The 26,252-nt window shown below is 70.2% G+C and carries 25 protein-coding genes; 4 read left to right on the top strand and 21 right to left on the bottom strand.

Annotated elements, in window-relative coordinates:
* Positions 1-100: 100 nt before the first annotated feature.
* The 3 genes from AC1ROY_RS25325 (at position 101) to AC1ROY_RS25335 (ending at position 3,829) form a co-directional block, all read left to right on the top strand.
* Positions 101-1,405 carry an LLM class flavin-dependent oxidoreductase gene (locus AC1ROY_RS25325; protein WP_493151689.1) on the top strand — a complete coding sequence of 435 codons (1,305 nt, stop codon included), beginning with the start codon at positions 101-103 and terminating at the stop codon, positions 1,403-1,405.
* Between the two features lie 27 nt (positions 1,406-1,432).
* A complete protein-coding gene (locus AC1ROY_RS25330; RefSeq protein ID WP_493151690.1) occupies positions 1,433-2,752 on the top strand; it encodes an NtaA/DmoA family FMN-dependent monooxygenase in 1,320 nt (439 codons plus the stop codon).
* Between the two features lie 102 nt (positions 2,753-2,854).
* Positions 2,855-3,829, top strand: a complete 975-nt coding sequence (locus tag AC1ROY_RS25335; protein WP_493151691.1) for a Bug family tripartite tricarboxylate transporter substrate binding protein — start codon at positions 2,855-2,857, stop codon at positions 3,827-3,829.
* A 12-nt stretch (positions 3,830-3,841) separates the two neighbouring features.
* Here AC1ROY_RS25335 and AC1ROY_RS25340 read toward each other — a convergent pair whose 3' ends face one another.
* The 9 genes from AC1ROY_RS25340 to AC1ROY_RS25380 all read right to left on the bottom strand — a co-directional run bounded on the left by AC1ROY_RS25340 (position 3,842) and on the right by AC1ROY_RS25380 (position 13,513).
* Positions 3,842-4,888 (bottom strand): ABC transporter substrate-binding protein, encoded by a 1,047-nt coding sequence (locus AC1ROY_RS25340; protein WP_493151692.1) that lies wholly within the window; start codon positions 4,886-4,888, stop codon positions 3,842-3,844.
* A gap of 121 nt (positions 4,889-5,009) precedes the next feature.
* Positions 5,010-5,816 carry an ABC transporter permease gene (locus AC1ROY_RS25345; RefSeq protein WP_493151693.1) on the bottom strand — a complete coding sequence of 269 codons (807 nt, stop codon included), beginning with the start codon at positions 5,814-5,816 and terminating at the stop codon, positions 5,010-5,012.
* On the bottom strand, positions 5,813-6,646 hold the full coding sequence (locus tag AC1ROY_RS25350; protein ID WP_493151694.1) for an ABC transporter permease: 834 nt from the start codon (positions 6,644-6,646) through the stop codon (positions 5,813-5,815). The genes AC1ROY_RS25345 and AC1ROY_RS25350 overlap by 4 nt, the downstream gene beginning before the upstream one ends.
* 4 nt (positions 6,647-6,650) lie before the next feature.
* Positions 6,651-7,715: an ABC transporter ATP-binding protein gene (locus AC1ROY_RS25355; RefSeq protein WP_493151695.1), complete on the bottom strand. Its 1,065-nt coding sequence runs from the start codon at positions 7,713-7,715 to the stop codon at positions 6,651-6,653.
* A 2-nt stretch (positions 7,716-7,717) separates the two neighbouring features.
* A complete protein-coding gene (locus AC1ROY_RS25360) occupies positions 7,718-8,779 on the bottom strand; it encodes an ABC transporter substrate-binding protein (RefSeq protein WP_493151696.1) in 1,062 nt (353 codons plus the stop codon).
* 38 nt (positions 8,780-8,817) lie between these two features.
* Positions 8,818-10,059: an NAD(P)/FAD-dependent oxidoreductase gene (locus AC1ROY_RS25365; RefSeq protein ID WP_493151697.1), complete on the bottom strand. Its 1,242-nt coding sequence runs from the start codon at positions 10,057-10,059 to the stop codon at positions 8,818-8,820.
* Between the two features lie 10 nt (positions 10,060-10,069).
* Complete coding sequence (locus tag AC1ROY_RS25370) at positions 10,070-11,206, bottom strand: M24 family metallopeptidase (protein WP_493151698.1); 1,137 nt, start codon at positions 11,204-11,206, stop codon at positions 10,070-10,072.
* A 3-nt stretch (positions 11,207-11,209) separates the two neighbouring features.
* Positions 11,210-12,529, bottom strand: a complete 1,320-nt coding sequence (locus tag AC1ROY_RS25375) for an NAD(P)/FAD-dependent oxidoreductase (protein ID WP_493151699.1) — start codon at positions 12,527-12,529, stop codon at positions 11,210-11,212.
* Between the two features lie 69 nt (positions 12,530-12,598).
* The gene (locus tag AC1ROY_RS25380; protein ID WP_493151700.1) at positions 12,599-13,513 is read right to left on the bottom strand and encodes a LysR substrate-binding domain-containing protein; all 915 of its coding nucleotides are present in this window, start codon (positions 13,511-13,513) and stop codon (positions 12,599-12,601) included.
* Positions 13,514-13,642: 129 nt separating this feature from the next.
* Here AC1ROY_RS25380 and AC1ROY_RS25385 point away from each other — a divergent pair, with 129 nt between their 5' ends.
* Positions 13,643-14,569 (top strand): LysR substrate-binding domain-containing protein, encoded by a 927-nt coding sequence (locus tag AC1ROY_RS25385; RefSeq protein ID WP_493151701.1) that lies wholly within the window; start codon positions 13,643-13,645, stop codon positions 14,567-14,569.
* On the opposite strand, the gene AC1ROY_RS25390 is transcribed toward AC1ROY_RS25385, so the two are convergent.
* The 12 genes from AC1ROY_RS25390 to AC1ROY_RS25445 all read right to left on the bottom strand — a co-directional run bounded on the left by AC1ROY_RS25390 (position 14,559) and on the right by AC1ROY_RS25445 (position 26,093).
* Positions 14,559-15,536, bottom strand: a complete 978-nt coding sequence (locus tag AC1ROY_RS25390; RefSeq protein ID WP_493151702.1) for a Bug family tripartite tricarboxylate transporter substrate binding protein — start codon at positions 15,534-15,536, stop codon at positions 14,559-14,561. The two genes, AC1ROY_RS25385 and AC1ROY_RS25390, sit on opposite strands and share 11 nt — an antisense overlap.
* A 25-nt stretch (positions 15,537-15,561) precedes the next feature.
* Entirely contained in the window at positions 15,562-16,293 is a 732-nt protein-coding gene (locus AC1ROY_RS25395) for an enoyl-CoA hydratase/isomerase family protein (protein ID WP_493151703.1), read from the bottom strand.
* A gap of 14 nt (positions 16,294-16,307) precedes the next feature.
* Positions 16,308-18,716 carry a xanthine dehydrogenase family protein molybdopterin-binding subunit gene (locus tag AC1ROY_RS25400; protein WP_493151704.1) on the bottom strand — a complete coding sequence of 803 codons (2,409 nt, stop codon included), beginning with the start codon at positions 18,714-18,716 and terminating at the stop codon, positions 16,308-16,310.
* On the bottom strand, positions 18,709-19,197 hold the full coding sequence (locus AC1ROY_RS25405) for a (2Fe-2S)-binding protein (RefSeq protein WP_493151705.1): 489 nt from the start codon (positions 19,195-19,197) through the stop codon (positions 18,709-18,711). The genes AC1ROY_RS25400 and AC1ROY_RS25405 overlap by 8 nt, the downstream gene beginning before the upstream one ends.
* A 14-nt stretch (positions 19,198-19,211) precedes the next feature.
* A complete protein-coding gene (locus tag AC1ROY_RS25410; RefSeq protein WP_493151706.1) occupies positions 19,212-20,093 on the bottom strand; it encodes an FAD binding domain-containing protein in 882 nt (293 codons plus the stop codon).
* Between the two features lie 202 nt (positions 20,094-20,295).
* A complete protein-coding gene (locus AC1ROY_RS25415) occupies positions 20,296-20,613 on the bottom strand; it encodes a hypothetical protein (RefSeq protein WP_493151707.1) in 318 nt (105 codons plus the stop codon).
* Between the two features lie 145 nt (positions 20,614-20,758).
* Positions 20,759-21,664 (bottom strand): YeeE/YedE thiosulfate transporter family protein, encoded by a 906-nt coding sequence (locus AC1ROY_RS25420; RefSeq protein ID WP_493151708.1) that lies wholly within the window; start codon positions 21,662-21,664, stop codon positions 20,759-20,761.
* Entirely contained in the window at positions 21,661-22,932 is a 1,272-nt protein-coding gene (locus tag AC1ROY_RS25425; RefSeq protein ID WP_493151709.1) for an NAD(P)/FAD-dependent oxidoreductase, read from the bottom strand. The genes AC1ROY_RS25420 and AC1ROY_RS25425 overlap by 4 nt, the downstream gene beginning before the upstream one ends.
* Before the next feature lie 4 nt (positions 22,933-22,936).
* Positions 22,937-24,082 carry a patatin-like phospholipase family protein gene (locus AC1ROY_RS25430; protein ID WP_493151710.1) on the bottom strand — a complete coding sequence of 382 codons (1,146 nt, stop codon included), beginning with the start codon at positions 24,080-24,082 and terminating at the stop codon, positions 22,937-22,939.
* Between the two features lie 22 nt (positions 24,083-24,104).
* The gene (locus AC1ROY_RS25435) at positions 24,105-24,935 is read right to left on the bottom strand and encodes a 3-hydroxybutyrate dehydrogenase (RefSeq protein WP_493151711.1); all 831 of its coding nucleotides are present in this window, start codon (positions 24,933-24,935) and stop codon (positions 24,105-24,107) included.
* Between the two features lie 131 nt (positions 24,936-25,066).
* Entirely contained in the window at positions 25,067-25,546 is a 480-nt protein-coding gene (locus AC1ROY_RS25440; RefSeq protein ID WP_493151712.1) for a hypothetical protein, read from the bottom strand.
* Between the two features lie 70 nt (positions 25,547-25,616).
* Positions 25,617-26,093 (bottom strand): Cif family virulence factor, encoded by a 477-nt coding sequence (locus AC1ROY_RS25445; RefSeq protein ID WP_493151713.1) that lies wholly within the window; start codon positions 26,091-26,093, stop codon positions 25,617-25,619.
* Between the last annotated feature and the right edge of the window lie 159 nt (positions 26,094-26,252).

Here is a 26,252-nt window from a genome sequence, read left to right on the forward strand (position 1 = left end):
CGGAAAGCGCCAGTCGATAACATCACGGTCGTCCCCGCACCCCTCCTGGAGGCTGCATGGTCCGTCCTTGCCCGTCCGCTCGCCGCAGGGCTGCCGCCCCGTGACCCAGCGCCGGATGCATCTGGTCGCCTATCTGAAGACGGGACCGACCGCGAACCACCCCGGCGCCTGGCGGCACCCGGAGGCGACGCTGAACGACGTCTTCACGCCCGAGCGCTACGAGCACATCGCCCGCGTGCTGGAGGCCGGGTGCTTCGACGCCTGCTTCTACGCCGACACCTTCGGCCTGCCGGACATCCACGGGGGCAATTTCGACGCCTATCTTCGCTATGGCGGGCAGATCACCTATCTCGACCCGCTGATGATCCTGCCGGTCATGGCGCGGGCGACGAAGCATCTGGGCCTCGGCGCCACGCTCTCGACCACCCTGATGCCGCCCTATCACCTGGCGCGCACCCTGGCCTCGCTCGACATGCTGACCAGGGGGCGGGCGGCCTGGAACGTGGTGACCTCGGCCACCAATCTCGAGGCGCGCAACTTCGGCATGGAGCAGATCCCCTCCAAGGACGAGCGCTACGACCGCGCCGACGAGGTGCTGGAGGCCTGCAGCGACCTCTGGGACTGCTGGCAGCCCGACGCCTTCGTGATGGACCGGGAAACGGGCGTCTTCATCGACCCCGCCAAGGTCCGCTACCCCGTGCATGCCGGGAAGTGGTTCAAGAACTATGGGCCGCTCACCATCCCGCGGACCCCGCAGGGCCGCCCGGTCTTCCTGCAGGCCGGCGCTTCGGACCGCGGGCGGGAATTCGCCGCGCGCTGGGCTGAGATGATCTTCTGCACGCCGCACAGCAAGGCCGACACCATCGCCTTCTACGACGACGTGAAGTCTCGCATGGACCGCTACGGCCGCCGCCCCGAGGACTGCAAGGTCCTGCCGAGCTTCGCCGTCGTCGTCGGGGAGACGGAGGAGATCGCGCAGGAGAAATACGCCTACCTCCAGTCGCTGATCGATCCCGAGGCGCAGCGCATGCTGAATTCCTCGCTGATGGGCGCGGACCTCTCGAAGCACCGCGACGTGGAATCCTACGCCGCCGCAAAGGGCAACCAGGGCATCAGCGGCTCGATCGACCGCGTGATGCAGCTCATGGAGCAGGAGAAGATCGGTTTTCAGGACGCCGTGGCCAAGCCGCGCGACCTGCTGGTGGGCACGGCCAAGAGCATCGCCGACCATCTGGAAGACTTCTTCACCTCCCGCGCCTGCGACGGCTTCATCGTCTGGCCCACCATCTTCCCGAGCATGATGGAGGATTTCTGCACCTACGTGGTACCGGAGCTCCAGCGGCGCGGGCTGTTCCGCCGCGAATACACCGGCGCGACGCTGCGCGAGAACCTCGCCAATCCCTGATCAACACGCCTGAAAGGCCACTACCGAATGACACGTCCCTTCCACCTGGGCTGGTTTCTCCAGGGTTCTTCCGTGCAGGCCTGGGCCGAGCCCTGGACCGGCGCCATCGGCCGCGATTGGATGGTGCCCGAGCTCTTCTGCGACATGGCCCGCGCGCTGGAGCGCGCCTGCTTCGACTACGTGCTGATCGAAGACAGCTCCTATGTCGGCGAGAGCTATGGCGGCTCGCGCGAGGTCTACCTGACCAACGGCCTCGCCGTGCCGCGGCAGGACCCGGCCGTGACGGCGACGCTGATGAGCGCGGCCACCAAGCGCATCGGCATCGTGCCGACCTTCGCGACCTTCACCCACCCGCCCTACCTGCTGGCGCGCATGATCGCCTCGATGGACCAGGCCTCCTCCGGCCGCATCGGCTGGAACATGGTCACCGGCAGCAGCGACTACGCAGCGAGGAACTACGGCTTCAAGGACGGCCTGCCCGAGCACGACCTGCGCTACGACATGGCCGACGAGTACATGCAGGTGGTGAACGGGCTCTGGGACAGCTGGGAGCCCGGCGCCATCCTCGCCAACACCGAGACCGGCGTGCTGGTGGACCACACCAAGGTCCACAGCGTCGACTTCGAGGGCAAGTGGTACAGCTGCCGCGGGCCGTTGAACTCCGGCCCCTGCCCCCAGGGGCGCCCGGTGATCGCCCAGGCCGGCGGCAGCCCGCGCGGCCGGCAGTTCGCCGCACAATATGCCGACACCATCGTCGCCAGCATCAAGGGCACGGCCGCCATGAAGGCCTATCGCGACGACGTGCGCGCCCGGGCGGCGGCGCAGGGCCGCAATCCCGACGACATCAAGGTGCTGTTCCTGGTCTCGCCCATCCTCGGCGACACGCAGGAGGAGGCGGAGCTGCGGCTGAAGCAGAAGCAGGCGCGGACGGAGGCGCAGCTGCCGATCCTGCTCGCCTTCTTCGGCAAGATCACCAACATCGACTTTTCCCAGTACGATCTCGACGCGCCGGTGGACACGCTGGACCTGCACACCAACGGGCACCAAGCCACGCTGGACGACTTCAAGAAGACGGTCGGCAAGAAGTCCCTCCGCGAGGCCATGCTGAGCTATCGCGGCACCTCCGGCTCCGTGCCGCTGGTCGGCACGCCTGACAGCGTGGCGGCGCGCATGGGCGAGGTGATGGAGGAGGTCGGCGGCGACGGCTTCCTCATCTCCACCAACGACGTCAGCCGGCGCGCCGTGGCCGAGGTGGCGGACGGGCTGGTCCCGGCGCTCCAGGCGCGCGGGCTGGCGCGCAAGGCCTATGCCCACGAGCAGTTCCGGCAGAACCTGCTGGACTTCTGAACAGGGCGCCGGCGTCATTCCGTTGACGCCGGCTTCCGCCTCCCTGACGATCCCCGTGATGCCCCACGCCACCAAGAGCGGGGGCCACGGGAGAACAACGTCATGCCGCTCACGCCCGGTCGCCGCGCGACCCTTGCAGGCCTTGCCACCCTCGCCGCTCCGGTCGCGGCGCGCGCCCAGCCCGCCTATCCGACGCGCCCCATCCGCGTCGTGATCCCCTATGCCGCCGGCGGCGGCGGCGACACCGTGGGTCGGCTCTTCTACAACCGGCTCTCCGAAATCCTCGGCCAGCCCATGGTCATCGAGAATCGCGGGGGCGGCGGCGGCACGATCGGCGCCGCCGTCGTCGCCCGGGCGCCGAACGACGGCTACACCCTGCTGCACGACACCGCGGCCTTCGGGGTGAACCCCACCCTCCTGCCCAGCCTGCCCTATGACACCGTGAAGGATTTCGACCCGGTCTTCCTCTCCGCCATGGTGCCCACCATGCTCGCCATCCACCCCTCCGTGGAGGCGCGCACGGTCCCCGAGCTGATCGAGCTGGTGAAGCGCGCGCCCGGCGGCGTGGAATGCGCCAGCCCCGGCAATGGCACCCTGCAGCACCTCGCGCTGGAGCTGTTCCGCCTGCGGACGGGCGCGCCGCTCAATCACGTGCCCTATCGCGGCGGCGCCCCAGCCTTCACCGATCTCATCGGCGGCCAGATCAAATACGCCTTCGTGGACGGCGCCTCCGTGCTGCCCTTCCTCCGCGCCGGCCAGGTCCGGATTCTCGCCCATAACGGCGATGGCCGGCTTCCGGCCTTCCCGGACCTGCCCGCCATGAACGAATACATCCCGGACTTCGAGGCGGTGGTCTGGAACGCCCTGATCGCCCCCGCCGGCACACCGGAGCCGATCGTCGCCCGCCTCAACCGGGAGCTGAACACAATGATCCAGGACCGCGACTTCCTGGCGCGGATCGGCGGCTTGAACATGACGGTGCGCGCGAACACGCCCGCCGAGTGCCGCGCCTTCATCGCGGAGGAGATGCAGCGCTGGGGCACCGTGGTCCGGGAGGCGCGGATCACGCCCGGCTGACGGTGACGACGCTCAGCCCAGGATCCAACGCGACCAGGTGCGGTTCACGAGGTTGCGGTTGTCCTCCCACCAGTTGATGTCCTTGAAGAAGCCGATGCTGCGGAAGGACGGCCCGCCCGGCATGCGCGCGATCTGCTCCGGCGGCAGCAGCGCGAAGGTCTTGGTGTTCGTGGGCCCGTAGGTGAGCTCGCGGCAATAGTCCTTCTGCAACTCCGGCTGCAGCATGAAGTCGATCAGCTTCTGCCCGTTCTCCAGGTTGCGCGCGTCCTTGAAGAGGCCGACCGCCTGGACCTCGATCATGTTCTGGTTCCACTCGATCCCCAGCGGCGCGCCGCGGTCGATGAGCACCTGGACGCGGCCGTTCCACACGGAGCCCAGCACCACCTCCTTGTCCGCCATCATCTGCGCGGAGAGCGCGCCCGTGTCCCAGAACTTGCGGATATGCGGGCGAAGCCGCCCCATCGCGCGGAAGGCGCGGTCGACGTCCATCGGGTACAGATTCGCCATCGGCACACCGTCGGCCATCAGCGCGAATTCCAGATTGGGGTTGCCGGTGGCCATGTCGGCCAGCATGCGCGCCCCAGGGAAGCGTCCCGCATCCCAGAAATCCGCCCAGCTCTTCGGATGCGTGCCGTTCGGGAAGGCTTCCGTCCCATAGGCGAGCACCGAGGCATAGAGCAGGTTCGCGACCCGGGTGGGCAGCCGCACCTCGGCGCTGATGTCCTCGGGCTTGGCCCAGCGCCACCTGTCGTAGGCGATGGGCGCCAACGCGCCCTGGCGCCGCAGCTGCTCCAGCACATTGTCGCCGGTGTCGATGACGTCGAGCTCGACGTTGTTCGCGCGGAACATGGCCAGCAGCCGCGCCGCCGTGGAGGCCACCGTCGTCACGCGGATGCCGGTCTGCTGCGTGAAGGGCTCGTAGACGTATTTCCGCATGACGTCCTCGTAGACGCCGCCGGGATTGCGGATGATCACCTCGCCCGCCTGGGCCTGGGCATCGCCGATCCAGGGTGCGGAGAGGGTAGCGCCGGAGGCCGCCAGCAGCAGGCGGCGGGACATCGCTCGGGAGGGGATAGCACGCATCGGATCGAGGCCCATTCCAAAAAGGGGCCGTGCGTTCTCCGGGGCTTCCGTCCTGCAAAAACTATGAGATGCCGCGCCGGGCGGCGCAAGCGATCCTTTACCGCAGCGCCGCCGCCGGCCCGCCCCTGATCTTGCGGATCGTCGCGTCGATGGCCAGCGCCAGCGCCGTCACGGCGATCAGCAGCGTGCTGACGGCCGCGATGGTCGGCTCCACCTCCAGCAGCAGGCTGTTCCAGATGCGCACCGGCAGCGTCTCGGCCCGGACGCCCGCGAGGAAGAGCGAGATCACCAGCTCGTCGAAGGAGGTGAGGAAGGAGAAGAGCGCCCCCGAGACGATGCCCGGCAGGGCCAGCGGCAGCACCACGCGGCGGAACACGCCGAATTGCGAGCAGCCGCAGACCATCGCCGCGCGCTCCAGCGCCGGATCGACCGTCTTCAGCGCCGATTGCAGGATGACCAGCACCACCGGCAGCGCCACGACCGTATGCGCGACGGAGATCCAGGGGCGCACGCCTACCAGCCCCGCGCGGGCCGAGAGGAAGTACACCGCCACCGCCGTGATCACATGCGGGACGATCACCGGCATCAGCAGCAGCGAGGCGATGACGGATTTGAAGCGGAACTGGCCGCGCACCAGCGCATAGGCGGCCAGGAAGCCGATGGCGGTCGAGAAGACCGAGGTCAGCAGCCCGATGAAGACCGAGTTGGCGATGGCTGCGCGCCAGCGATGATCGCCCAGGAACCGCTCGTACCAGCGTGTCGAAAAAGTCTCCGGCGGGAACTTCAGGTAGCCGTCGCCGCTGAAGGAGGCGATGGCCACGATGACGATCGGCGCCACCAGCCCGAAGCAGAGCAGCACCACCAGCGCCTTCAGCAGGGTGGCGCGCAGGACGGGACCCATCATCGCGGCGCCTCCTTCTCGGCGAAGCGGCTGTAGACGCCGTAGAGGATGAGCGTCACGGCCAGCAGCACGATGGTCATCATGGCGGCGGTCGGCCAGTTCTGCGTCAGCTCCACCTCGCGCTCTATCAGCATGGCGATCATGATGTCGCCGGGCCCGCCCATCAGCGCCGGCGTGATGAAGAAGCCGATGGCGAGGATGAAGGTGATCAGCACGCCCGCGATCACCCCGTGCAGGGTCAGCGGCATGAAGACCTTGAGGAAGACGGTGGCCGGCGAGGCGCCCATGCCTTCGGCCGCCTGGAGAAGCCGCGGATCCACGGCCTTCATCGCGGCATAGAGGGTGAGCACCATGTAGGGCAGCAGCACATAGGTCATGCCGATGACCACGCCGGCGCGGTTGTACATCAGCTGGAGCGGCGCATCGACCAGCCCGAGCCCGAGCAGGATCTGGTTGATCAGCCCGTTCCGTCCCAGCAGCACCATCCAGGCATAGGTGCGCACGATGGTGCTGGTGAAGTAGGGCAGCACGATGCAGAGCAGGATCGCCGTGAAGGCGAAGCCCTTCGCGCGCGACAGCGCGTAGGAGACGGGATAGCCGATCACCAGCACCAGCAGCGTCACCATCGCGCCGACGAGGTTGGTGTTCAGCAGCACGCGCATGACGGTGCCGGAGAAGAGCACGTCCTCCGCCTCCGCCCAGATCTCGGCGAGCGAGCCGAGCTCCTGCAGCGAGCCCACGAGGAACCAACCGATCGGCAGAAGGAAGACGCCGAAGAGCAGGACCAGCGCGGGCGCCAGCATGAGCCATCCGGCGAGGCGTCCGAGCGGCATCGCCTCAGCCCGCCAGCAGCCGGCTGTCCTCGGCGCGCCAGCTCAGCGTCACCGCGTCGCCGGGCCGATGGATCTCGGTGCCGGCGCCGTTGGCGACGTCGCAGAGCAGCGTGGCGCCGTCCGCAGCCGTCACGGCGTAGCGCACGATATTGCCGAGGAAGGAGGCGTGCAGAATCTGGCCCGGCAGGTTGTTGGGCGCGGGCTCGGCCATGCCGGCGGCGACGCTGACCTTCTCGGGCCGGACGAAGACCAGGCCCTCCGGCGAGGCCAGCGAACCGCGCGCGACCATGCGCGCGCCGCCGGGGCCCTGCACGGAATCGCCGTCGCGCCGGACCTTCAGCAGGTTCGCCTCGCCGAGGAAGGCCGCGACGAAGCTGCTCTCCGGATTCTCGTAGACCTCGCGCGGCGGGCCCATCTGCGCGATCCGGCCGTGGTTCATGATGGCGATGCGGTCCGACATGGTCAGCGCCTCCTCCTGGTCATGGGTGACGTAGATCACCGTCATGCCGAGGCGCTGCTGGATCTCCTTGATCTCGACCTGCATGTGGTAGCGGAGGTTCTTGTCGAGCGCGCCGAGCGGTTCATCCATCAGCACCACCTTGGGATGCCCCACGATGGCGCGGGCCAGCGCCACGCGCTGCTGCTGCCCGCCCGAGAGCTGCCGCGCATAGCGCGTCTCAAAGCCGGTCAGCTTTACCATGGCCAGCGCCTCGGCGACCCGCGCGTTGATCTCCGCTTTGGGCGCGCCCTTCACCGTCAGCGGGAAGGCCACATTCTCCGCGACGTTGAGATGCGGGAAGATCGCGTAGTTCTGGAAGACCATGCCGAGGCCGCGGCCGCGCGGCGGCACGCGCGTCATGTCGCGCCCGCCCAGCACCACGCGCCCCTCGTCGGGCACGACGAAGCCCGCGAGCATCGAGAGCGTCGTCGTCTTGCCGCTGCCGGACGGGCCGAGCAGGGTGAAGAACTCGCCCTGCGGGATGGCGAGGGAAACCCCCGCCACCACCGTCTCGGTGCCGTAGCGCTTGGTGACCGCCTCGAGGTCGACCGCCCCGCCTTCAGAAGCCATGGTCACCGCAGCAGCCAGCGCGACCAGGCGCGGCTCACGCGCTCGCGGTTCGCGTCCCACCAGGCGATGTCCTGGTAGAAGCCAGTGCGGCGGGAGTTCTCGCCGCCGGGCATGCGGGCGATCTCCTCGGGTGTCAGCAGGGCGAAGGCGCGCTCGTTGGTAGGTCCGTAGATCAGCGCCTTGGCGTATTGCGCCTGTACCTGCGGCTGCATCATGAAGTCGGTGAGCTTCTGGGCCCCCTCCACGTTGCGCGCATCCTTGAAGATGCCCAGCGCCTGCACCTGGATCATGTGCTCGTTCCAGGTGTAGCCGAGTGGCGCGTTGCGATCGATCAGCGTCTGCAGGCGGCCGTTCCAGATGGAACCCAGCACCACCTCCTTGTCGGAGAGCATCTGGGCCGAGAGCGCGCCCGTGTCCCAGAAGCGGCGGATCTGCGGGCGGATGCGCGACATGATCCGCAGGCAGCGGTCGATGTCCATCGGGTAGATCTGGTCCTTCGGCACGCCGTCGGCGAGCAGCGCGAACTCGAAGTTCACCGAGGCGCTGGCGATGTCGGACAGCATGCGTGGACCGGGGAATTTTCCCGCATCCCAGAAGTCCGCCCAGCTCTTGGGATGGTTGTCGCCCGGGAAGCTGTCCGTGTTGTAGGCGAGCACCGTGGCATAGGTGAAGTTGCCGACGCGGTGGGGCAGCCGGACCTCGCGCGTGATGTCGTCGGGCTTGGTCCAGCGCCAGCGGTCATAGGCGATCGGCGCCAGCGCGCCCATGCGCTCCAGCGTCATCAGCTGGGAGTCGCCCGTGTCGATCAGGTCGAGCTCGACATTGTTGGCGCGGAACATGGCGATGAGCTTGGCGGCGGTCGCGGCGACCACCGTCACGCGGATGCCCGTCTCGGCCGTGAAGGGGTCGTAGACGAAACGGCGCATGATGTCGTCATAGGCGCCGCCCGGCGTGCGGACGATCACCTCGCCCTGGGCCTGGGCCCGAGCGGTGCCCAGGGCTGGAGCGGCGAGCGCGGCGCCCAGCAGCAGGCGCCGGCGGATGGAATCAGGCGTCATGGTCATGTCGGGCCCCTTGGTCTCATGTCGCTGATAGCGACGCCTCAGTGGAAGCGTTTAGCCGAGTAAGGCGCGGCGTCGATGCGCGGCGCGGCGCCGAGAATGAGGTCTGAGACGAGCTTGCCGCTCGGCGGGCCACCCGTCATGCCGAAATGCCCGTGGCCGAGGCAGAGATGCAGCCCAGGATGGCCGGCCACGGGGCCGAGGACCGGCAGGCTATCCGGCGTCGAGGGGCGATAGCCCATCCAGAGCCGCGGCTTGCCGCCCTCGAGGTCGGGGAACAGGCCACGCACCAGGCCGAAGAGCTGCTCCGCTCGCTGCTCGTTGGGGGCTGCCTCCAGCCCGGCGATCTCCACCGTCCCGGCGGCGCGCAGCCCGCCCTCCATCGGCGTGATGCTGAAGCTGCGCGACTTGTAGAGCAGCGGCGAGCGCGGCATCACGTTCGAGTCCGGCAGGAAGAGGTGGTAGCCGCGCTCGGTCTCCAACGGGATGCGGAGGCCCAGCGGATCGAGCAGGCTGCGCGACCAGGCGCCGCCGGCGACCACGACGGTGTCGGCCTCGTGATTGGCGATGTTGGTCATCACCATCCAATGACCCTCGCGCGGGATGAGCTTGAGCGCGCGCTCCGCCAGGATCTCCCCGCCCTCGGCCAGGAAGAGCTCGCCCAGCCGCTGCACCATGCGGCCGGGATTCACCGTGTTGCCGTTGCCCGGGATCAGCACGCCGCGCGAGACATGGCGGGCGATGCCGGGGAACATCTGCCTGATGTCGTCGGCACCGAGGACCTGGGTCGGGATGCCCTGGCGGTCGCGCAGGCTGCGCTCCAGCGCGGCGGCGGGGGTTTCCTCGGCCTGGTCCCAGACCTGCACCTGGCCGGACTGGCGCACGAACTCCGAAAAGCCGCCGGCGCCGAGCAGGTCGCGCCAGACGTCGAAAGTGCTGACGTGCAGCGCCCGCATGGCATCGGAGATGGCCAGCACGCGGTCCATCCGTCCGGCGCGGATCCAGCGCAGCAGCCAGGGCGCAGCGCGCGGCAGGTAGGAGGGCCGGATCGCCAGCGGGCCGAGGGGATCGGTCAGCCAGCCCGGCACCTTGCGCAGCATGCCCGGCAGCGCGACGGGCACGCAGGTGTCCGGGCTCAGCAGCCCCGCATTGCCGAAGGAGCTGCCGCCGGCCGGGGGCAGCGGGTCGATCACCGTCACCGAGCGGCCGGCGCGGGCCAGGGGCAGCGCCGTCGCCAGCCCTGCGACCCCTGCCCCCAGGACGATGATGCGGCCCTCTGTCATGCGTTTGGGCTCATGCGTTGAGGATGAAGCCGCGCGGCAGGCGCGTGAGGCGTTCGGAGCCGGTCTCGGTGACGAGCACGGACTCGCTGATCGCGGCACCGCCGGCCGAGGCGTACACGTGAAAGACCATTCCCGCCTCCAACGGCCAATGCGCCTCGGGGTGGAAGATGCGGGTGAAGTCGCTCGTGCGCGGGCCAGCATCGCCATAGAGGCCGAGCGTATAGGCGGTGATGTTGTCGTAGCTGTCGCGCAGGCCGGATGCGATCACGCCCTGCCGCAGGATGGCGTCCACCTCGGAGGCGATGGCCCCCGGCTTCATCGCCGCGATCTGATGGTCCTGCAGCTCGATCAGGATGTCCATGGCGCGCTGGCGCTCGGGCTCCGGCCTGCCGAGCACGACGTTGCGCATGATGCGGGAGCTGTAGCCATGGATGCGCGGCGTGAGCTCGATATGCACCACGTCGCCCTTCTCCAGCGGCTCGTCACCGGAGGGCGCGTGCAGAAAATTCCAGCCGCGGCCGGCGGTGATGGGGCCGGGACGGTAGGGGTCGCCGCCCATCTCCACGAAGGTCATCTGCGCGCGCTTCGAGGCATCGCGCTGGTAGCCGCCCACCACGCAGACGGCGGCGGCGTCCAGCGTCGCCTGGTCGGCGATGGCGGCGGCGCGGCGCAGCAGCTCGATCTCCGCCGGGGACTTGATGAGCCGCAGCTCCGCGATGACCGGGCCGATGTCCACGAACTCGGCCTTCGGCATCGCCTTGCGGATGGCGGCGAAGCGGCCGACGGACATGCCGTAGCTCTCGAAATCCAGCCCGATGCGCGCCTCGGACAGCCCGCGCTCGGCGAAGGCGGCGGCCAGAACCGGGATCGGGTCCTCCCAATCGCGATAGGTCGGCACGTCCTCGATCCAGGCACGGTCGCGGCAGATGCCACCGTCCAGCGCGCGGATGAGGAAGAAGGGTTCCGCCGCCATCGGGATCACGGCGCAGCGCCAGCGGTTGGCCGAGCTGCCGAAGCCCGTCACCCAGATCATCGCTTCGATCTCGTCGAAGAGCGCGGCATCGACCTGCGCGGCGCGCATCCGCGCCTTCAGGCGCGCGAGGCGGTCTTCGTATTCGGCGCGGGTGAAATAGGGGTGCTGTCCCATCGCCTAGTTCCGCAACTTCCAGCCATCGAGCCGGTCCTGTAGCTGATAGGCGGTGCCGACGATGGGAAGGAACCAGGGATCGCCGGTGTAGAGCGGCTTGGTCGGGAAGGGCAGCCGCGCGAAGGCGGAGATGCTGTTGCCGCCGCCCAGGATCTGCTGCGCCACGACCGCGCCGAGATGCGTCATGGTCGTGACGCCACTGCCGTTGCACGCCATGGCGTAGTGCACCCCGTCCTCGCAGCCGACATGCGGCATCATATCGAAGGCGAAGGCGACGTTGCCCTTCCAGCTGTGCGTGACCTTCACCCCTCCCAGCTCGGGGATGAGATCCGTCAGGAAGCGGTAGAGCGTCGCGCCGGAGCGCTTCGTATCGGCATCGACGAAGCTCGCGCGCCCCCCAAAGAGGATGCGGCGATAATCCGGCGAGGGCCGAAAGTAGTAGAGGACCTTCTTCGTGTCGCCATAGACGCGCAGCTTCGGCAGTGCCTTCCGCACGCGCTCCTCGCCGAGCTCCTCGGTCGCGATCATGTAGCTCGCGACGGGGATGAGGCGGCGGCGGTGCCAGGGCGTGGCCTTGCCGGTGTAGCCGTTGGTCGCGGCCATCACGTGCCCGGCGCGGACGGTGCCGCGGCTCGTCTCGACGAGGAAGCTGCCATCCGGCTGGCGCCGATAGCCCTTCACCTCGGTCCCGCCGGCGAGGATCGCGCCGTTGCGCTCCGCGGCCTGGCCAAGCGAGCGGACATATTTCGCCGGATGCAGCGAGCCCGCGCGATGCAGCACCATGCCGCCGTAGAAGCGGTCGGTCGCGATCTCCTCGGCGACGCGCTCCTTGGGGATGATGAAGGCCTGCTCGCCGGCGGCCGCGTTGATCAGCTCGGCACGCCGCTTCAGCGCGTCCATGGCCTTGGGCGCATGGGCGCCGACGAAACGGCCGCAGCGGACGAAGTCGCAGTCCAGGTTCTCGCGCACGACGAGCGCCTCGAAGCTCTCGAAGGCGCCCTCGCTCTCCTCGGAGAGCTCCTGGAGAAACTTCTTGCCCAACACGTCGGCGAGGTCCGAGCGTACCTTGCCCAGGCTCCCCGCCCCGGCCAGCGCGCCGCCGTTCCGCGAGGAGGCGCCCCAGCCGATCATCTCGCGGTCCAGCACCAGGGCCTTCACGCCATTGCGGCCGAGCTCCAGCGCGGTGGAAAGCCCGGCGATGCCGCCGCCGATGATCGCGACCTCCACCTCGTCCGGCAGGGGCGGCGCGGTGTCGATGGTGGGCGGGGCCGCGTCCCACCAATAGGGGCGCTCGACGAAGCCAAGGGCGAAAGGGTCTGTCATGCAGCCGTCACGCTCGCACGCCGGTTGCCCGGTGCACCATACCAATCCGTTATACGGGCGACCCCGGAGTTATGACGCGGCGGCCTCTGCCACCCGCTCCACCACCCGGCGGGCCTGGGCGCGGATGGCCTGGGCCAGGGCCGCGCGGCCGAAGCTGTCGCGCACCTCCTCGGGCCAGATCAGGCGGTATTCGAAGGTGACTGTGGGCTCGAATGGCCGCAGCACAAGGCCGCGCTCCAGATAGACCGAGATGGAGAAGGCATCGGCAATGGTGATGCCCACGCCCGCCGCCACCATGCCCACCGCGCCGGCCGTCATCCGGCATTCCACCGTCTCGAGGAAGCGGGCGCCGGTGCCGCGCAGCGCCTCGTCGATCAGCGCCTGCCGGCCCTCCTCGCGGGAGAGCGCGATGAAGGATTCCCCGTCGAGGTCCGCCGCCCGCACCACGGGCTTCGCGGACAGCGCATGTCCCGGCGCCATCACGCACCAGGCGCGGGTGCGGGCCAGCGGCGTTGAGCGCACGCCCGGGATGGCCGGCACGCCGACCGCGATCCCGATATCGGCCTGCCGCGAGGCCACCAGCCCCAGCACGCCGCCGGCCGTGCGGGAATGGATCGACAGCGTCTCGCGCCGCCCCGCCGCGCGCCAGGCCATGACCGCGCCGGGCAGGACCGAAAGGGTCAGCGTCGGCAGGGAGGCGATGACCACGCGCCGCGGCGACTGCACGCGCAGCCGCTCCGTCAGCGCCGCGATCTCCTCGATGCCGGTGAAGATGCGCTCCGTCTCCTCGTAGAGCGCCTGGGCCGTGGCGGTGGGCACCAGGCGGCCGTGCAGGCGCTCGAACAGCGGAAAGCCCACCAGGGCCTCCGCCTGGGAGAGGAGCCGGCTCACCGCCGGCTGGGAGACGCCGAGCATGGCGCCGGCGCCCGTGGCGGTCCCGCTGCGCATGATGGCGCGGAAGGCCTCCAGGTGGCGGAATTCCAAGGATTTTCGCGACATCGCCGGCAGCCTCGCCGTTGGATGGGGGGCGGTCAACTTGGAAGATGCCCGCTGATGCCTTGATCGCCGGCCCGGCCTAATCTCCCGGCAAAGCCCAGAAAGCAACGAGGAAACATGGCCAGCCGCCGAGCTCTCCCCCTCAACGGGATCCGCGCCTTCGAGGCGGCCGGGCGGCATGTGAGCTTCACCAAGGCCGCCGCGGAGCTCCATGTCACGCACGGCGCCATCAGCCGGCAAGTCGCGCAGCTCGAGGTGTGGCTGGGCGCGCCGCTCTTCCTCCGTGGCCCATCGCAGCTCACGCTGACCGAAGCGGGGCGCGTCTTCCTCGCCGAGGCGACGGCGGCGCTGGACCGGCTGGCGGTCGCCTCCCTCGGCGTGATGGAGCACGCAACCCCCAGCGCGCTGCAGGTCAGCGCGCCGCCCACCTTCACCATGCGCTGGCTGATCCCGCGCCTCTCGGGCTTCCAGCGCCGGCGGCCGGGGATCGAGGTGCGGATGACGGCCTCGCTCGACCCGGTACGCTTCCAGCCGGGCGGCTACGACATCGCCATCCGGGGCGCGCAGGCGCCGCTGCCGGGCTGCGTCTCCCTCCCCTTCATGACGGAGCTGATCCTGCCGGTCTGCCACCCGAGCCTCGCCGAGGGCGGGCGGCTGGCGCGGCCGGCCGATCTCGCGCGGCAGGTGCTGATCGGCTACGGGACCGAACCCTATGCCTGGGCGGACTGGCTCGCAGCCGCCGGAATCCCCGAGCTGCGGCCGGCGCGGACGCAGCGTTTCGAGCAGATGTTCTTCGCACTTCAGGCCGCTTCCGAGGGGCTCGGCGTGGTGCTGGTGCCCGCCTTCCTCGTGATGGACGACATCATCGCCGGTCGGCTGGTCGCGCCCTTCGGCACGCTGGGCGCGAAGCGGCGGCGCTACTTCGCCAATGCGGCAGGGCGGGCGCCGGCCGTGGCCGCCTTCGTCGAGTGGCTCCAGGGCGAGGGCCGCGACACCGAGGCCATGATGCAGGGCTGGGCGGCCAGGCTGGGCCCTACTCCATGACGGCGCCGCTGCGCCGCACCACCTCGCCCCAGCGCGCGTATTCTGCGCGCATATAGGCCTGCGCCTCGTCGGGATTGGCGCTGTAGCGGGGCACTGCGCCGATCGTGAGCAGCCGCTGCTCCACCTCCGGCACGCGCATGGTGCGGTCGATCGCCGCATGGGTCGCGTTCAGGGTCTCGGCCCCCACGCCGGTCGGGTAGAGCGCCATCAGCCAGGTCACGGCGGTGAAGCCCTGCAGCCCCTGCTCCTGCAGCGTCGGCAGATCCGGCAGCGCGACCAGCCGTTGCGCCGTCCCCGCCGCCAGCGCGCGCAGCCGACCGGACTGGACATGGGGGATGGTGGCGGTCGCCGTCTCCAGCGCGATCTGCACATTGCCCGAGATCACATCCGTCACGCCGAGTGCGCTGCCGCGATAAGGCACGTGGGTGATGCGCATGTCCTTGAGCCGCTTGATCTCCTCCATCGCGAGGTGGGAGACCGTGCCATTGCCGGAGGAGGCGTTGGACAGCCGATCCGGGTTCGCCTGGGCGTAGCGGGCCAGCTCCTCAAGGTTGTGCACAGGCAGCGCGGGGTTGCAGACCAGAACGAAGGGCAGGTCCGCCATCAGCCCGGCCGCGTCGAAGTCGCGCAGCGTGTCGGCGGGGACGGAGCGGTAGAGATGCGGGTTGGTGCAGAGCGCGGACATGTGGGCCAGCATCATCGTCGTCCCGTCCGGCGCAGAGCGCGCCAGGGCGCCGAGGGCAAGACTGCCTCCCTGCCCCGGCCGGTTGTCCACGATGAAGCTGTCGCGCGAGCCCGCGCCGAGGCGCTCGGTCCAAAGCCGGGCCACCGTGTCGGTGGCCTGACCTGCCGGGAAGCCCACAAGGATACGGATTGTCCGCCCGGCCGGCTGCGCTAGGGCCGGCGCGGCGAGCAGGCTGGCGGAAGCCGCCAGAAGACCGCGTCGGCGGATGGTTTCGAGCGTCATCTCCGTCCTCTCCCTGTTGTCGTGGTCAGTGGTGCGCGGGCTTCTTCATCGCCGCGGCGGTGTTCACCATCGAGTGCAGGCTGCGCGCGTAGTCGACGGCGCCCTGGTCATCCATGCGCGGCGCCACGCGGAGATATTCCTTGAGCCCAAGCACCGCCGGGCGCGGCCGACTCAGCACCACCTGGCAGAAGCGCTCGGCCTCCGCGTCCAGCTGCGCCTCGAGCACGACGTCGGAGACGATGCCGTAGTCCAGCGCGCGGCTCGCGGGGATGAAGTCGGCCGAATAGGCGAGGCGCAGGATCGCGTTGCGGCTCATGCGGTCGTAGACGGCGGACATCACCATCGTCGGCATGACGTTGTGGTTGATCTCGGGAATGTTGAAGGTGGCGCTGTCCGCGGCGAAGGAGACGTCGCAGAGCGCCGCCACCGCGAGGCCGTAGCCCATCACCTTCCCGCGCATCGCCCCGATGACCGGGATCTGCGCGTTGCGGATCGCCTTGTAGCTGTCGAAGACGCCATTGTACTCGGGGCGCCGGGAATAGGCCTCGGCGGCCGGCGGGCCCGGTACGTCGCGCACGCGGCCGGTGCAGAAATCGGCACCCGCGCTGGTGAGCAGCACGGCGTCCGAGGTCTCGTGCGCCCGCAGCAGCAGCTCGGCCATCGCGGCAGCCATGCTGTCGGTGACGCCGCAATCCTCGCGCGAGAGAATCACGCGCAGCAGACGGCCATCCTGAACGGTCTTCAGGGCTTCACTCATTCAGCAAGTCCTCTTCATTTCGCCGGCTCGGGCACTGATACGGCGGGGATGGCGGCCCGCAGCGCGCGCCAGATGGCGGCGGGCGTCATGGGCAGGGCGTCGATCTGGGCGCCCTCGGGCGCGAGCGCGTCGTTGATGGCGCTGGCGATGGCGGCAGGGCCGCCGAGATAGCCCGCCTCACCCGAGCCCTTCTGGCCGAACTCGGTGAAGGGCGAGGGCGTGCAGTGGTCCATGATCGCGATGGACGGCACCTCCATGGCGGAGGGCAGCAGGTAGTCCATGAAGGAGCCGGAGAGCAGCTGCCCTTCCGGCGAGAAGGAGAACTTTTCCATCAGTGCCGCGCCGATGCCGTGCGCGACGCCGCCATAGGTCATGCCGTGCACCACGTCCGGGCTGATCATCACGCCGCAGTCATGGCCGACGGCGTAGCGGTGCAGCGTGACCTTGCCGGTCTCGGCGTCGATCGAGGCGAGGATGACGTGGCACTCGAAGGAGTGGCAGGGGTACATCTGTACGCGGCCATCGGGCGTGGGCAGCTCGCCGCCGGTCGGCACCTCCCAGACGAATTTTTCCTGCAGGCCCGGCTCCATGCCGGGCGGCAGGTTGTGGAACTCGCGATGGGCGATCTCGACCAGCCGCGCCCAGGAACGGCGGCGCGAGGGGTCGGCCGCGACGAAGGCGTCGCCATCCTCCCAGCCCATCGCCTGGACCTCGACGCCGAGATCATGCGCCGCGATCGCCGTCATCTTTGCGCGGATTCTCTTCGCCGCGCCGGCCGCCGCGCCGCCCAGCATGATCGCCATGCGCGAGCCGACCGGGCTGTTGGAGGGCAGCGCGTTCAGCGAATCCGCATGGATGACGCGGATGGAATCCGGCTCGCGCCGCAGCACCTCGCCAACCACGGTGGAGACCATCGTCTCATGCGCCTGGCCGGAGGTGGTGGTGCCCATGACGGCTGTGACGGCGCCGTTCAGGTCCACGCGGACGAGGCAGGAATCCATCCAGGTCGTGGTGGTGTTCTTCGGGTTGAACAGCGGCTCGAAGGAGGAATTGCCGCCGGATGGCTCCAGGCAGGTGGAGATGCCGATGCCGGCCAGCTTTCCTTCCGCCCGCAGCGCGTCCCGCTGCCGCAGCAGCGCGGCGTATTCCGCGCCGGCCAGCGCCTTGTCCAGCACCGCCTCGTAGTCGCCGCTGTCGTAGCGCGTGCCCGAGGGGATGAGGTACGGAAAGCGGTCGCTCGGAATCAGGTTGCGCCGGCGCAGCTCGATCCGGTCGAGGCCGAGGAAGCGCGCGACCTTGTCCATGCCGGTCTCGATCGCATAGTTCGTCGGCGCCTGGCCGAAGCCGCGCACGGCCTCCTGCGGCGTCTTGTTCGTCATGACGGCGCCGGCGTCGTAGAGGACGCTGTGGATCGTGTAGGGCCCGACGATGGCGCCCACGGGCTTGCCGAGCTGCAGCGGCGCGCGGCCGGAATAGGCGCCGATGTCGTCCAGCGCGCGCATCTTCATCGAGCGGATGATGCCGTCGCCGCCGAAGGCCAGCGTCACGTCGAAGATGCGGTCCGGCCCCTGCATGTCGCCGCCGCGCATGTTCTCCAGCCGGTCCTCGAGGAACCGCACCGGCCGCCCCAGCCGCTTCGCCAGCCAACCCGCGAGGAGGGTGTGCTTCAGGCCCCGCTTCACCCCATAGGAGCCGCCGACATCCACGTCGTAATGCACGCGCACGGCATTGCCCGGCAGCCGCAGGCAGCGCGCGATCTGGTCGGGGAATTTCGGCATCTGGATCGAGGCCCAGACGTCGAGCAGCCCCGTGGAATCGTTCCAGGAACAGGTGGCGACGAAGGTCTCAATGGGCACGGTGGAAGAGCGCGCCCAGCGCACGCGGTAGGAGAGCCGATGCTCGGAGGCGGAAAAATCCTCCTCCACCGGGCCCCAGTGGAAGACGCGGCGCCAGATGAGGTTGGAGCCATGCGCGGGATGCACCAGCGGCGCATCGGGAAGCAGCGCGGCCTCGGGGTCCACGACGTGCGGCGTCGCCTCGTACTCCACCTCCACCAGTTCGGAGGCGTCCTCGGCGAGCGCACGGCTTTCCGCCACCACGGCGACGACCCACTCCCCGGCATAGCGCACCACGCCGCGCGCGAGCGGGAAGCGCGTGACGGCGGGCGCGTCCACGCCGGGCAGCATGGGGTCGAGCTCCGGCTGCATCTCCTCGCCGGTGATGACCGCGTGGACGCCGGGCATGGCAAGCGCCGCCGCCGTGTCGATGGAAAGGATGCGCGCGGCGGCATGCGGGCTCGCGACGATGGCCACGTGCAGCAGGCCCGCCGGCACGATGTCGGCCGCGAAATTCCCCTGCCCGCGCACGAAGCGGCGATGCTCCACCGCGCGGCGCCGCTTGCCGATGTAGCGGAACTCAGTCATGGCCCGGCGCGCCCTGACCGCTGGCGAGCTTCACTGCGTCCACGATCTGCTGGTAGCCGGTGCAGCGACAGATGTTCCCGCCGATGGCGTCCCGGATCTCCGCCTCGCTGGGATGCGGGACGCGTGCGAGCAGGTCGGTGCAGGCGACCAGCATGCCGGGCGTACAGTAGCCGCACTGCATCGCGTGGCATTCCAGGAAGGCATCCTGCAGGGCGGAAAGCTCGCCGCGCGACGGCGCCAGCCCCTCGACCGTCGTGACGGACATCCCCTCCGCCTGGACGGCGAAGAGGCAGCAGGCGCGCACGGGATCGCCGTCGAGCAGAACCGAGCAGGCACCGCAGATGCCGTGCTCGCAGCCGACATGCGTGCCGGTGAGGCCGACATGATCGCGTAGAAAATCCACCAGCGTGGTGCGCGGCTCGATGAGGGCCCGGCGGGGCGCGCCGTTCACGGTGATCTCGACGGGGATGGCGGCGGTCATGGCGGTCCCTTCCCTCAGGCGGCCAGCGCCGGCGCGGCCGGCAAGGCCGCCCGCAGCAGGGCCCGGCGCAGCAGCACGGCGGCGAGATGGCGGCGATAGGCGGCGTCGGCATGGGTGTCGGAGCCGGGCTCCGCCCGCGCGGCCGCCGCCTCGGCGATATCCCGCGCCAGCGCCGGCGTGACGCGCCGGCCCAGCAGCTCGTCCGCGAGGTCCGGGAAGGCCAGCGGCGTGCCAGCGACGCCGCCAAGCCCGAAGGCCGCGCGCCGGCACAGGCCGGCATCGTCGAGCTGGAGCTGGCAGGCGGCGGAGGCCATGGCGAAGTCGCCATGGCGGATCGCCACCTCCTCGAAGGCGCAGGAGGCGCCCGGCCAGATGGGCCATTCCACGGCGGTCAGGCACTCGGCCTCGGCGGTCGCGGTGAACATCGGGGCGATGAAGAAGTCGCGCGCGGCGACGCGGCGCTCGCCGGTGCCCTGGCTGCGCAGAATCAGCGTGGCGTCCAGGATGGCGGCGGCCAGCGGCAGCTCGGCCGAGGGATCGGCATGGACGAGGCTGCCGCCCACCGTCCCCCGGTTGCGCGTCTGTACATGGCCGACCCAGCGCAGCGCCTCGCCCAGCAGCGGCACGGCGGCGAGCAGGCCGGCATGCGCCTCGACATCCCGCTGCCGGAAGGTCGCGCCCGTGGCGGCGCGGGCCGCGTCGAGGTCCAGGCCCTTCAGCTCATCCAGCCGGTTGATGTCGAGCAGCACGGCGGGCCGTGCGAGCCGCATGGCCATCATGGGAACGAGGCTCTGGCCGCCGGCGATCGGCTTGCAGTCCCCGCCGTAACGCGCGAGCTGCTCCAGCGCATGGTCGAGGCTTTCAGCGCGGAGATAGGTGAAGGGCGCCGCCTTCATCGCGCATTCCCGCCATTCTCGGCACCGCCCACGATCGTTTCCCCGCCCGCATTATTTTCCGGGACTGGCGTAGACGGATCAAAGACCGGCAGGCAAACGAGTTTACCTCACGTTGCATGAGGAAAACTCACGCTCCCGGCACAAGAAAATGCCGGGCAGGTTCCCCTGCCCGGCACTTTGCACCACACCTCGCGGGAGGCGGTCAGCGGCGGCAGGCGTCCGTCACGATGACGGCCGTCATGCTGTTGGCCGGACGCGGGATCATCGTGTCGCCGGGCCGCACGATCCGGTAGGTCAGGCGATAGGTGCCGTCATTGCTGACCGGCGTGAGCACACCCTCGCAGGTGGCCATGCCGGCCGCGGTGGCCTGCTGCATCAGGACCTCGGCGACGCGGTCCACCATGAAGGCGCCGCCGCCCTCGCCCTCGGCGCGCGCCGCGGGGCTGAAGGCGATGGCGCCGGCGGCGAGCGGAAGCGCGAGGCTGGCGGCGCGAAGGGTGTTGCGGATGTTGAAAGCCATGGGTTTTCTCCTTTGTCTGGCGTGATCGCCGCTGCGGGAGATAGCAACCGGAAGAGCGGCTCCGCCAATCACCCTTCGGCTGGGAAATAAACCTGTTTCTTATGTAACCATGTCGCGAATCCGGCCGAATTGCTGGGCTGGCGCCTCAGCGGGACAGGCCTCGCGCCAGCGCGATCGCGCCGGACATCGCCAGCACGCCGAGCCACGCATGCAGCCAGAGCAGCGGCACGCCGAGCAGGATCAGCCCGTCATTCTGGCCAGGCACCAGCATGCCGCCCCAAGCCATGATCCAGCCGCCCGCGAGGCAGCGCAACACGCCCGAGATCCCCGGCGGCGGCGCGACGGCGACGCCCGCCAGCCGCCCGCCCAGCATCGCGCCCGACAGCAGCGCGAGCAGCAGGAGCAGGCGCGCCGCCACCTCGCGCGACATGCCGCGCGCCGCCTCGGCGAGCACGTCGGCGTAGCTCCAGCTGCCCACGAGCAGCAGCGTCACGAGGAAGGTCGCGGCGATCACGAGGGTGGCCAGATGCGGCGACCATTGCCGGCGGCGGAGATGGAGGGCGATCCGCCATGCCAGCAGCAGCAGGCACAGGATCGCGACCCAGCCCGGTGCCAAGAGCACCGAGGACCGCGCCATCGCGACATGCGGCGGTGGCAGCGGCAGCAGCCGCCCGAAGCTCAGGCAGCCCAGGAAGAAGCCGAAGGGCGTCGCCAGATAGGCCCATTCGCCGTTGCCGAGCCGCGCCACCGTGCCGAAGAGGCAGCCGCGGTTCACCCAGGCGCCGAGGCCAAGCAGCGCGCCGCCCAGCACCGTCCAGCCCGTCGCCGGATAGGGCGAGGGCGGCATGCTGAGCCCGCCCGCCGCCTGCACGACCAGCAGCCCAGCCGCGACCCAGGCACCGCCCTCGAGCAGCGCCAGCAGCCGGGTCGCGCGCCGCTGCGCGAGGAGCTCCTCCACCGCCGCGACGAGGCAGGTGGCGCCTCGCTGGATGGCGAAGCCCATCAGCGCGGCCGCCGCCAGGGCCGCCGCGAAACCCAGCCCGCCCGTCATTCGCCGGGCCGCGCGTCGGCCTCCGCGCTGCGCGTGAAGCGGATATGGGTGATGTCGGAGGAGAAGAGCATGCCCCAGGTCCATTCCACCCAGATGCGCAGCTTGCGCAGCAGCGTCGGCACCTGGCCGAGGTAATAGGCGCGCCACAGCAACCAGGCCGGCAGGCCCGAGAGCTGGATCCCCAGGACCTGCGCCACGCCGTTGCGGTGCCCGATGGCGGCCATCATCCCGCGCGGCCTGTAGCGGAAGGGCCGGCCCTCTTTGCCTTGCGCGGCGGCGATGAGGTTCTCCGCCAGCGCATGCGCCTGGCGTACCGCGAACTGCGCGGTCGGCGGCGAGGGCTGCCCGTCCAGCGCGTTCACCACGCGCGCGCAGTCGCCGAGGGCCCAGAGGTTCGCATGGCCCGTGACGTTCATCGCGGGATCCACAGCGACGCGCCCACGGTCCAGCGGCAGCCCCATCGCCTCGACGAGTGGATTGGGCCGCGTGCCGATGGTGCCGACCACCGTGCCCGCCGCGACCAGCGTGCCGTCGGCGAGCTGCACGCCCTCCTCGGTGACGGCCTGCGCGGAGGTGTCGAGATGGATGGCCACGCCGAGCCGCCGCAGCGCCCGCTCGGCCGCCAGGCCGAGGGATTCCGGCAGCTCCGGCAGCAGGCGCCCGATGTTCTGGATGACGGCGATGGAGAGCTCCTCCACCTCCACGCGGTAGAAGGGCCGCGCGCCCCGCAGCGCATCGGCCAGCGCGGCGGCGACCTCCACCCCGGAGAAGCCGCCGCCGATCACCGCGAAGCGTCCCAGCCGCGCGCGCATCGCGGGGTCGGCGGCCAGTTCCATCCGCGCGAGCTGGCGCAGCACCGTGTTGCGCAGGTGCAGCGCGTCGCCGATCGTCTTCAGGGGCTCGGCATGCTCGGCCATGCCGGGGATGAGGTCGAGCCGGGCGCGGTTGCCGCAGGCCAGCACCAGCTGGTCGTAGGCGAAGCTCCGCGCGCCGGAGAGCGTCTCGCAATGCACGCGGCGCTGCGCGGGCTCCACGCCCGTGACCCGCCCCATGACGAAGCGCCCGCCGCGGATCACCTGGCGCAGCGGCGTCACCACATGCTCGGGGAAGACGGTGGCACCGACCACGTCGGGCAGCAGCGGGTGGCAGGTGGTGTAGCTCTCCTCGCTGATCAGCAGCACCTCCCAGCCCTCGGGCAGGCCGCGCGCCAGCCGGCCGACGAGCGTGGCGCCCGCGAAGCCGCCGCCCAGGATCACGACGCGTTGCACGGGCTCAGCCCTCGCGGACGATCGTGCCCGCCTCGGCCTCGTGGAGCACGAAGCCCTCCAGCGGGTCGAAGGGGCGGGTCCAGGGCCGTTGCTCCAGCACGCGCCGCGTGTCCTCATGGCCGGCATTCCAGCGCCCGGCGATGCCGGTCGCGCTGAAGTCGATGTCCTTGGTGTGGTCCTCGCCGGCCAGGACGGGTGCCTGCAGGCTCACGACATGCATCACGGTGTCGCAGCCATAGCCCTTCAGCCGGCGCACCTCGGGCCGGTCGCGCAGCTCGGGCGGGAGCGTGTGCGCGAGCTCGCTGATGATGTGGCGCAGCCGGTGCAGCTCCTTCTGCCGCTGCATCTGGACGGTGGCTCGGCTGGCGAACTGCACGTCCTTCTGGCGAGCCAGGACCTTGATCATGTCGTCCGGCTCGCTGCCCTTGGGATGCCAGATGTTCACGGTGATGACGAGGCCGCTCCGCCGCGGATTATCGTCGAAGACGGCCTCCACCGGCGTGTTCGAGAGGATGCCGCCATCCCAGTAGAGCTCGCCGTCGATGCGCACGGCGGGGAAGGCCGGCGGCAGCGCGCCCGAGGCCATGACGTGGCGGATGGAGACGGGTTCGTCGCGGCTGTCGAAGTAGCGCATCTCCGCCGTCCGCACATTCGCCGCGCCGACGGTGAGGCGCGTGGCGCCGGCGGCCATCACCTCGGGGTCGATGAGCTCGCGCAAGGTCGCCTCGAGCGGGCTGGTCGAGTAGTAGCCGGCGGACTCCGCCGTCAGGCCGAAGCCCAGAGAGGCCCAGGGGTTCGGCTCGAAGAAGCTCTTCAGGCCGCCCATCATCGTCAGCGCATTGGCCGCGAGCGGGCCCCAGCCGGGCATGCCGCGCAGCATCTGCGTAACGGGGTCATGGCGCATCCGCTCCCAGAAGGCGGCGAGGCGCGCCAGCCGGTGCTCGCGCCGGTTGCCGGCGATGATCCCGGCGTTGATCGCGCCGATGGAGGTGCCGATCACCCAGTCCGGCTCGATGCCGGCCTCGTCCAGCGCCTGATAGACGCCGGCCTGGTAGGCGCCGAGGGCGCCGCCGCCCTGCAGGACGAGGACGATCTGGCCGAGCCCCTCCCGATCGAAGGCGGCGGCGGGGGCTTCGAGGGTGTCGGTCATGACGGGGATCTCCTTGGGGGATTCAATGCGCCGTCCATCCGCCGTCGACCGGAATGGCCGTGCCGGTGATGGAGGCGGCGAGCGGGCCGGCCAGGAAGGTGGCGATGGCCCCGATCTCCTCGACCGTCGCGAAGCGCTTGTTGGGCTGCTGCGCGAGCAGCACGTCGCGGATCACCGCCTCGCGCGGGATGCCGTGCGCCGCGGCCTGCTGGCCGATCTGCGCCTCGACCAGCGGCGTGAAGACATAGCCGGGGCAGACGGCGTTGCAGGTGATCGGCTCCTCCGCCACCTCCAGCGCGACGGTCCTGGTGAGCCCGACAATGCCGTGCTTCGCGGCCACATAGGCCGACTTGAAGGGCGAGCCGACGAGTCCGTGCGCCGAGGCGATGTTGACGATGCGGCCATAGCCGCCGGCACGCATCATCGGCAGCGCGAGGCGCGTGGTGTGGAAGGCGGCGCTCAGGTTGATGGCGAGGATCTGGTCCCATTTCGCCGGAGGAAAATCCGCCACCGGCGCGACATGCTGGATGCCGGCATTGTTCACGAGGATGTCGAGCCGCCCGTGCTCGTCCTGGATCGTCCGCATCATGGCCTCGATGGCCGTGGGGTCGGACATGTCGGCCGGCGAGTAGCTGGAGCTCACCCCGAAGTCGCAGCCGATGGCCGCCTGCGCCTCGCTGATCTCCTCGGCGCGACCGAAGCCGTTCAGCACGAGGTCGGCGCCGGCCGCAGCGAGCGCGCGGGCGATGCCGAGGCCGATGCCGCTGGTGGAGCCGGTGACGAGCGCCACCTTGCCGGCGAGCGGCGGGAGGGCGGCGGCCCTGGGGGCGTCGAGGGTGGCCTGGATGGACATGGGGATGCTCCGTGAGGGACTTCGCTGTGGATGCGGTGAGGTTCCGCGCCCGGCGCCCGCCGCGTGAAATGCCGTGCGCTTATGCTTTCGATGCTGGGTCCGGGGGGCGGCGCGTCCCCCCGGGCACGGCCTCACATGTCGGGATCGTCGATCATCTCCGTCGGCACGATGTCCGAGGAGGTGAGCACCACCGGGCGGCGCGTGCGGTTCTCCCACCAATGCGCGTGCCCGGCGCCGAACTCGGGCGTCCACTCACCGGCGCGGTGGCGGATCGGCACGGCGCAGAAGGCGCTGTTCTCCCAGATCTCGCCGCTCACCACGAAGACGATGGAGGGCCGGTCGTCATGCTGGTGCGTCGGGACGATGCCGCCCGGCGCCACGATCAGCCGCCGCGTGCGAAGCTGAAAGTCTCCGAGGCCACGCCAGCCGCGCAGATCCACCACGGAGAGGATCTCGCGCGTGACGCCGACATCCGGCGCGTCGCGGATTTGGCGCGGCTGCGTCAGCACGTGCTGGCGCGGGCAGCTCCCGGCCTCCGCCGAGGCCATGCCGAAGACCGCCATCAGGCCGGCGAGCGGGACCCCGAAGCGGGTGAAGGATATCCTGGTCATCTCAACTCTCCCTTGGGTTGCGGCGGGCGCGGGGATCGCGGCCCGCCCGGTGGAAGCGGGTTCGCGGGCCTCAGCCCTGCTCGGGATTGGCGTCGGTGGTGAGGAGGGCGGCGATGCGCCAGCCGGCCGGCGTGCCGGCGCAGAGCGCGGTCACCAGGATGCGGTAGCGCTGCGGCCTGGCGCGCGGGCCGACCTCCAGCTCCAGCGGCACGTGGAGGAGGGCCGATCCGCCATCGACCACGACCGCCCGCAGGCGCGCCTCGTCGGGCGTGATCCGCCAGACCTCGTTGGCGTGGAAGCGCCGGTTGCGCGCGATGAAGGCGTCCGGCCCCCAGAGCGTCAGCCCGTTGCTGACCCAGAGGAATTCCTCGCTCTCCAGCAGCAGACCACGCACGGCCGGGAAGTCGTGGGCGTTCTGCGCCGCCACGAAGGCCGCGTAGAGCCGCCGGGCTTCGGCGGCCGGGCCGGGCTGGACCGGCGCGGCGGCGAGACCGCCGAGCGGCAGCAGGGCCAGAACGCGCCGCGAAGCATGCGGAATGATGGACATGACGGTCTCCACCGTGGATGCGGCGAGGTAGCCATTCCGTCATGGCGTCCGGAAATGCCGTGCGCTTATGCTTTCGATGTCCCGATCCGGTGACCGGAAGGACCGCGGCCGCGCAACCTTCCCACCCTCGGCATCGAACGTGCAGGAAACGAGAGGCCG

This window comes from Roseococcus sp. GW821-FHT12F05, assembly GCF_058806835.1.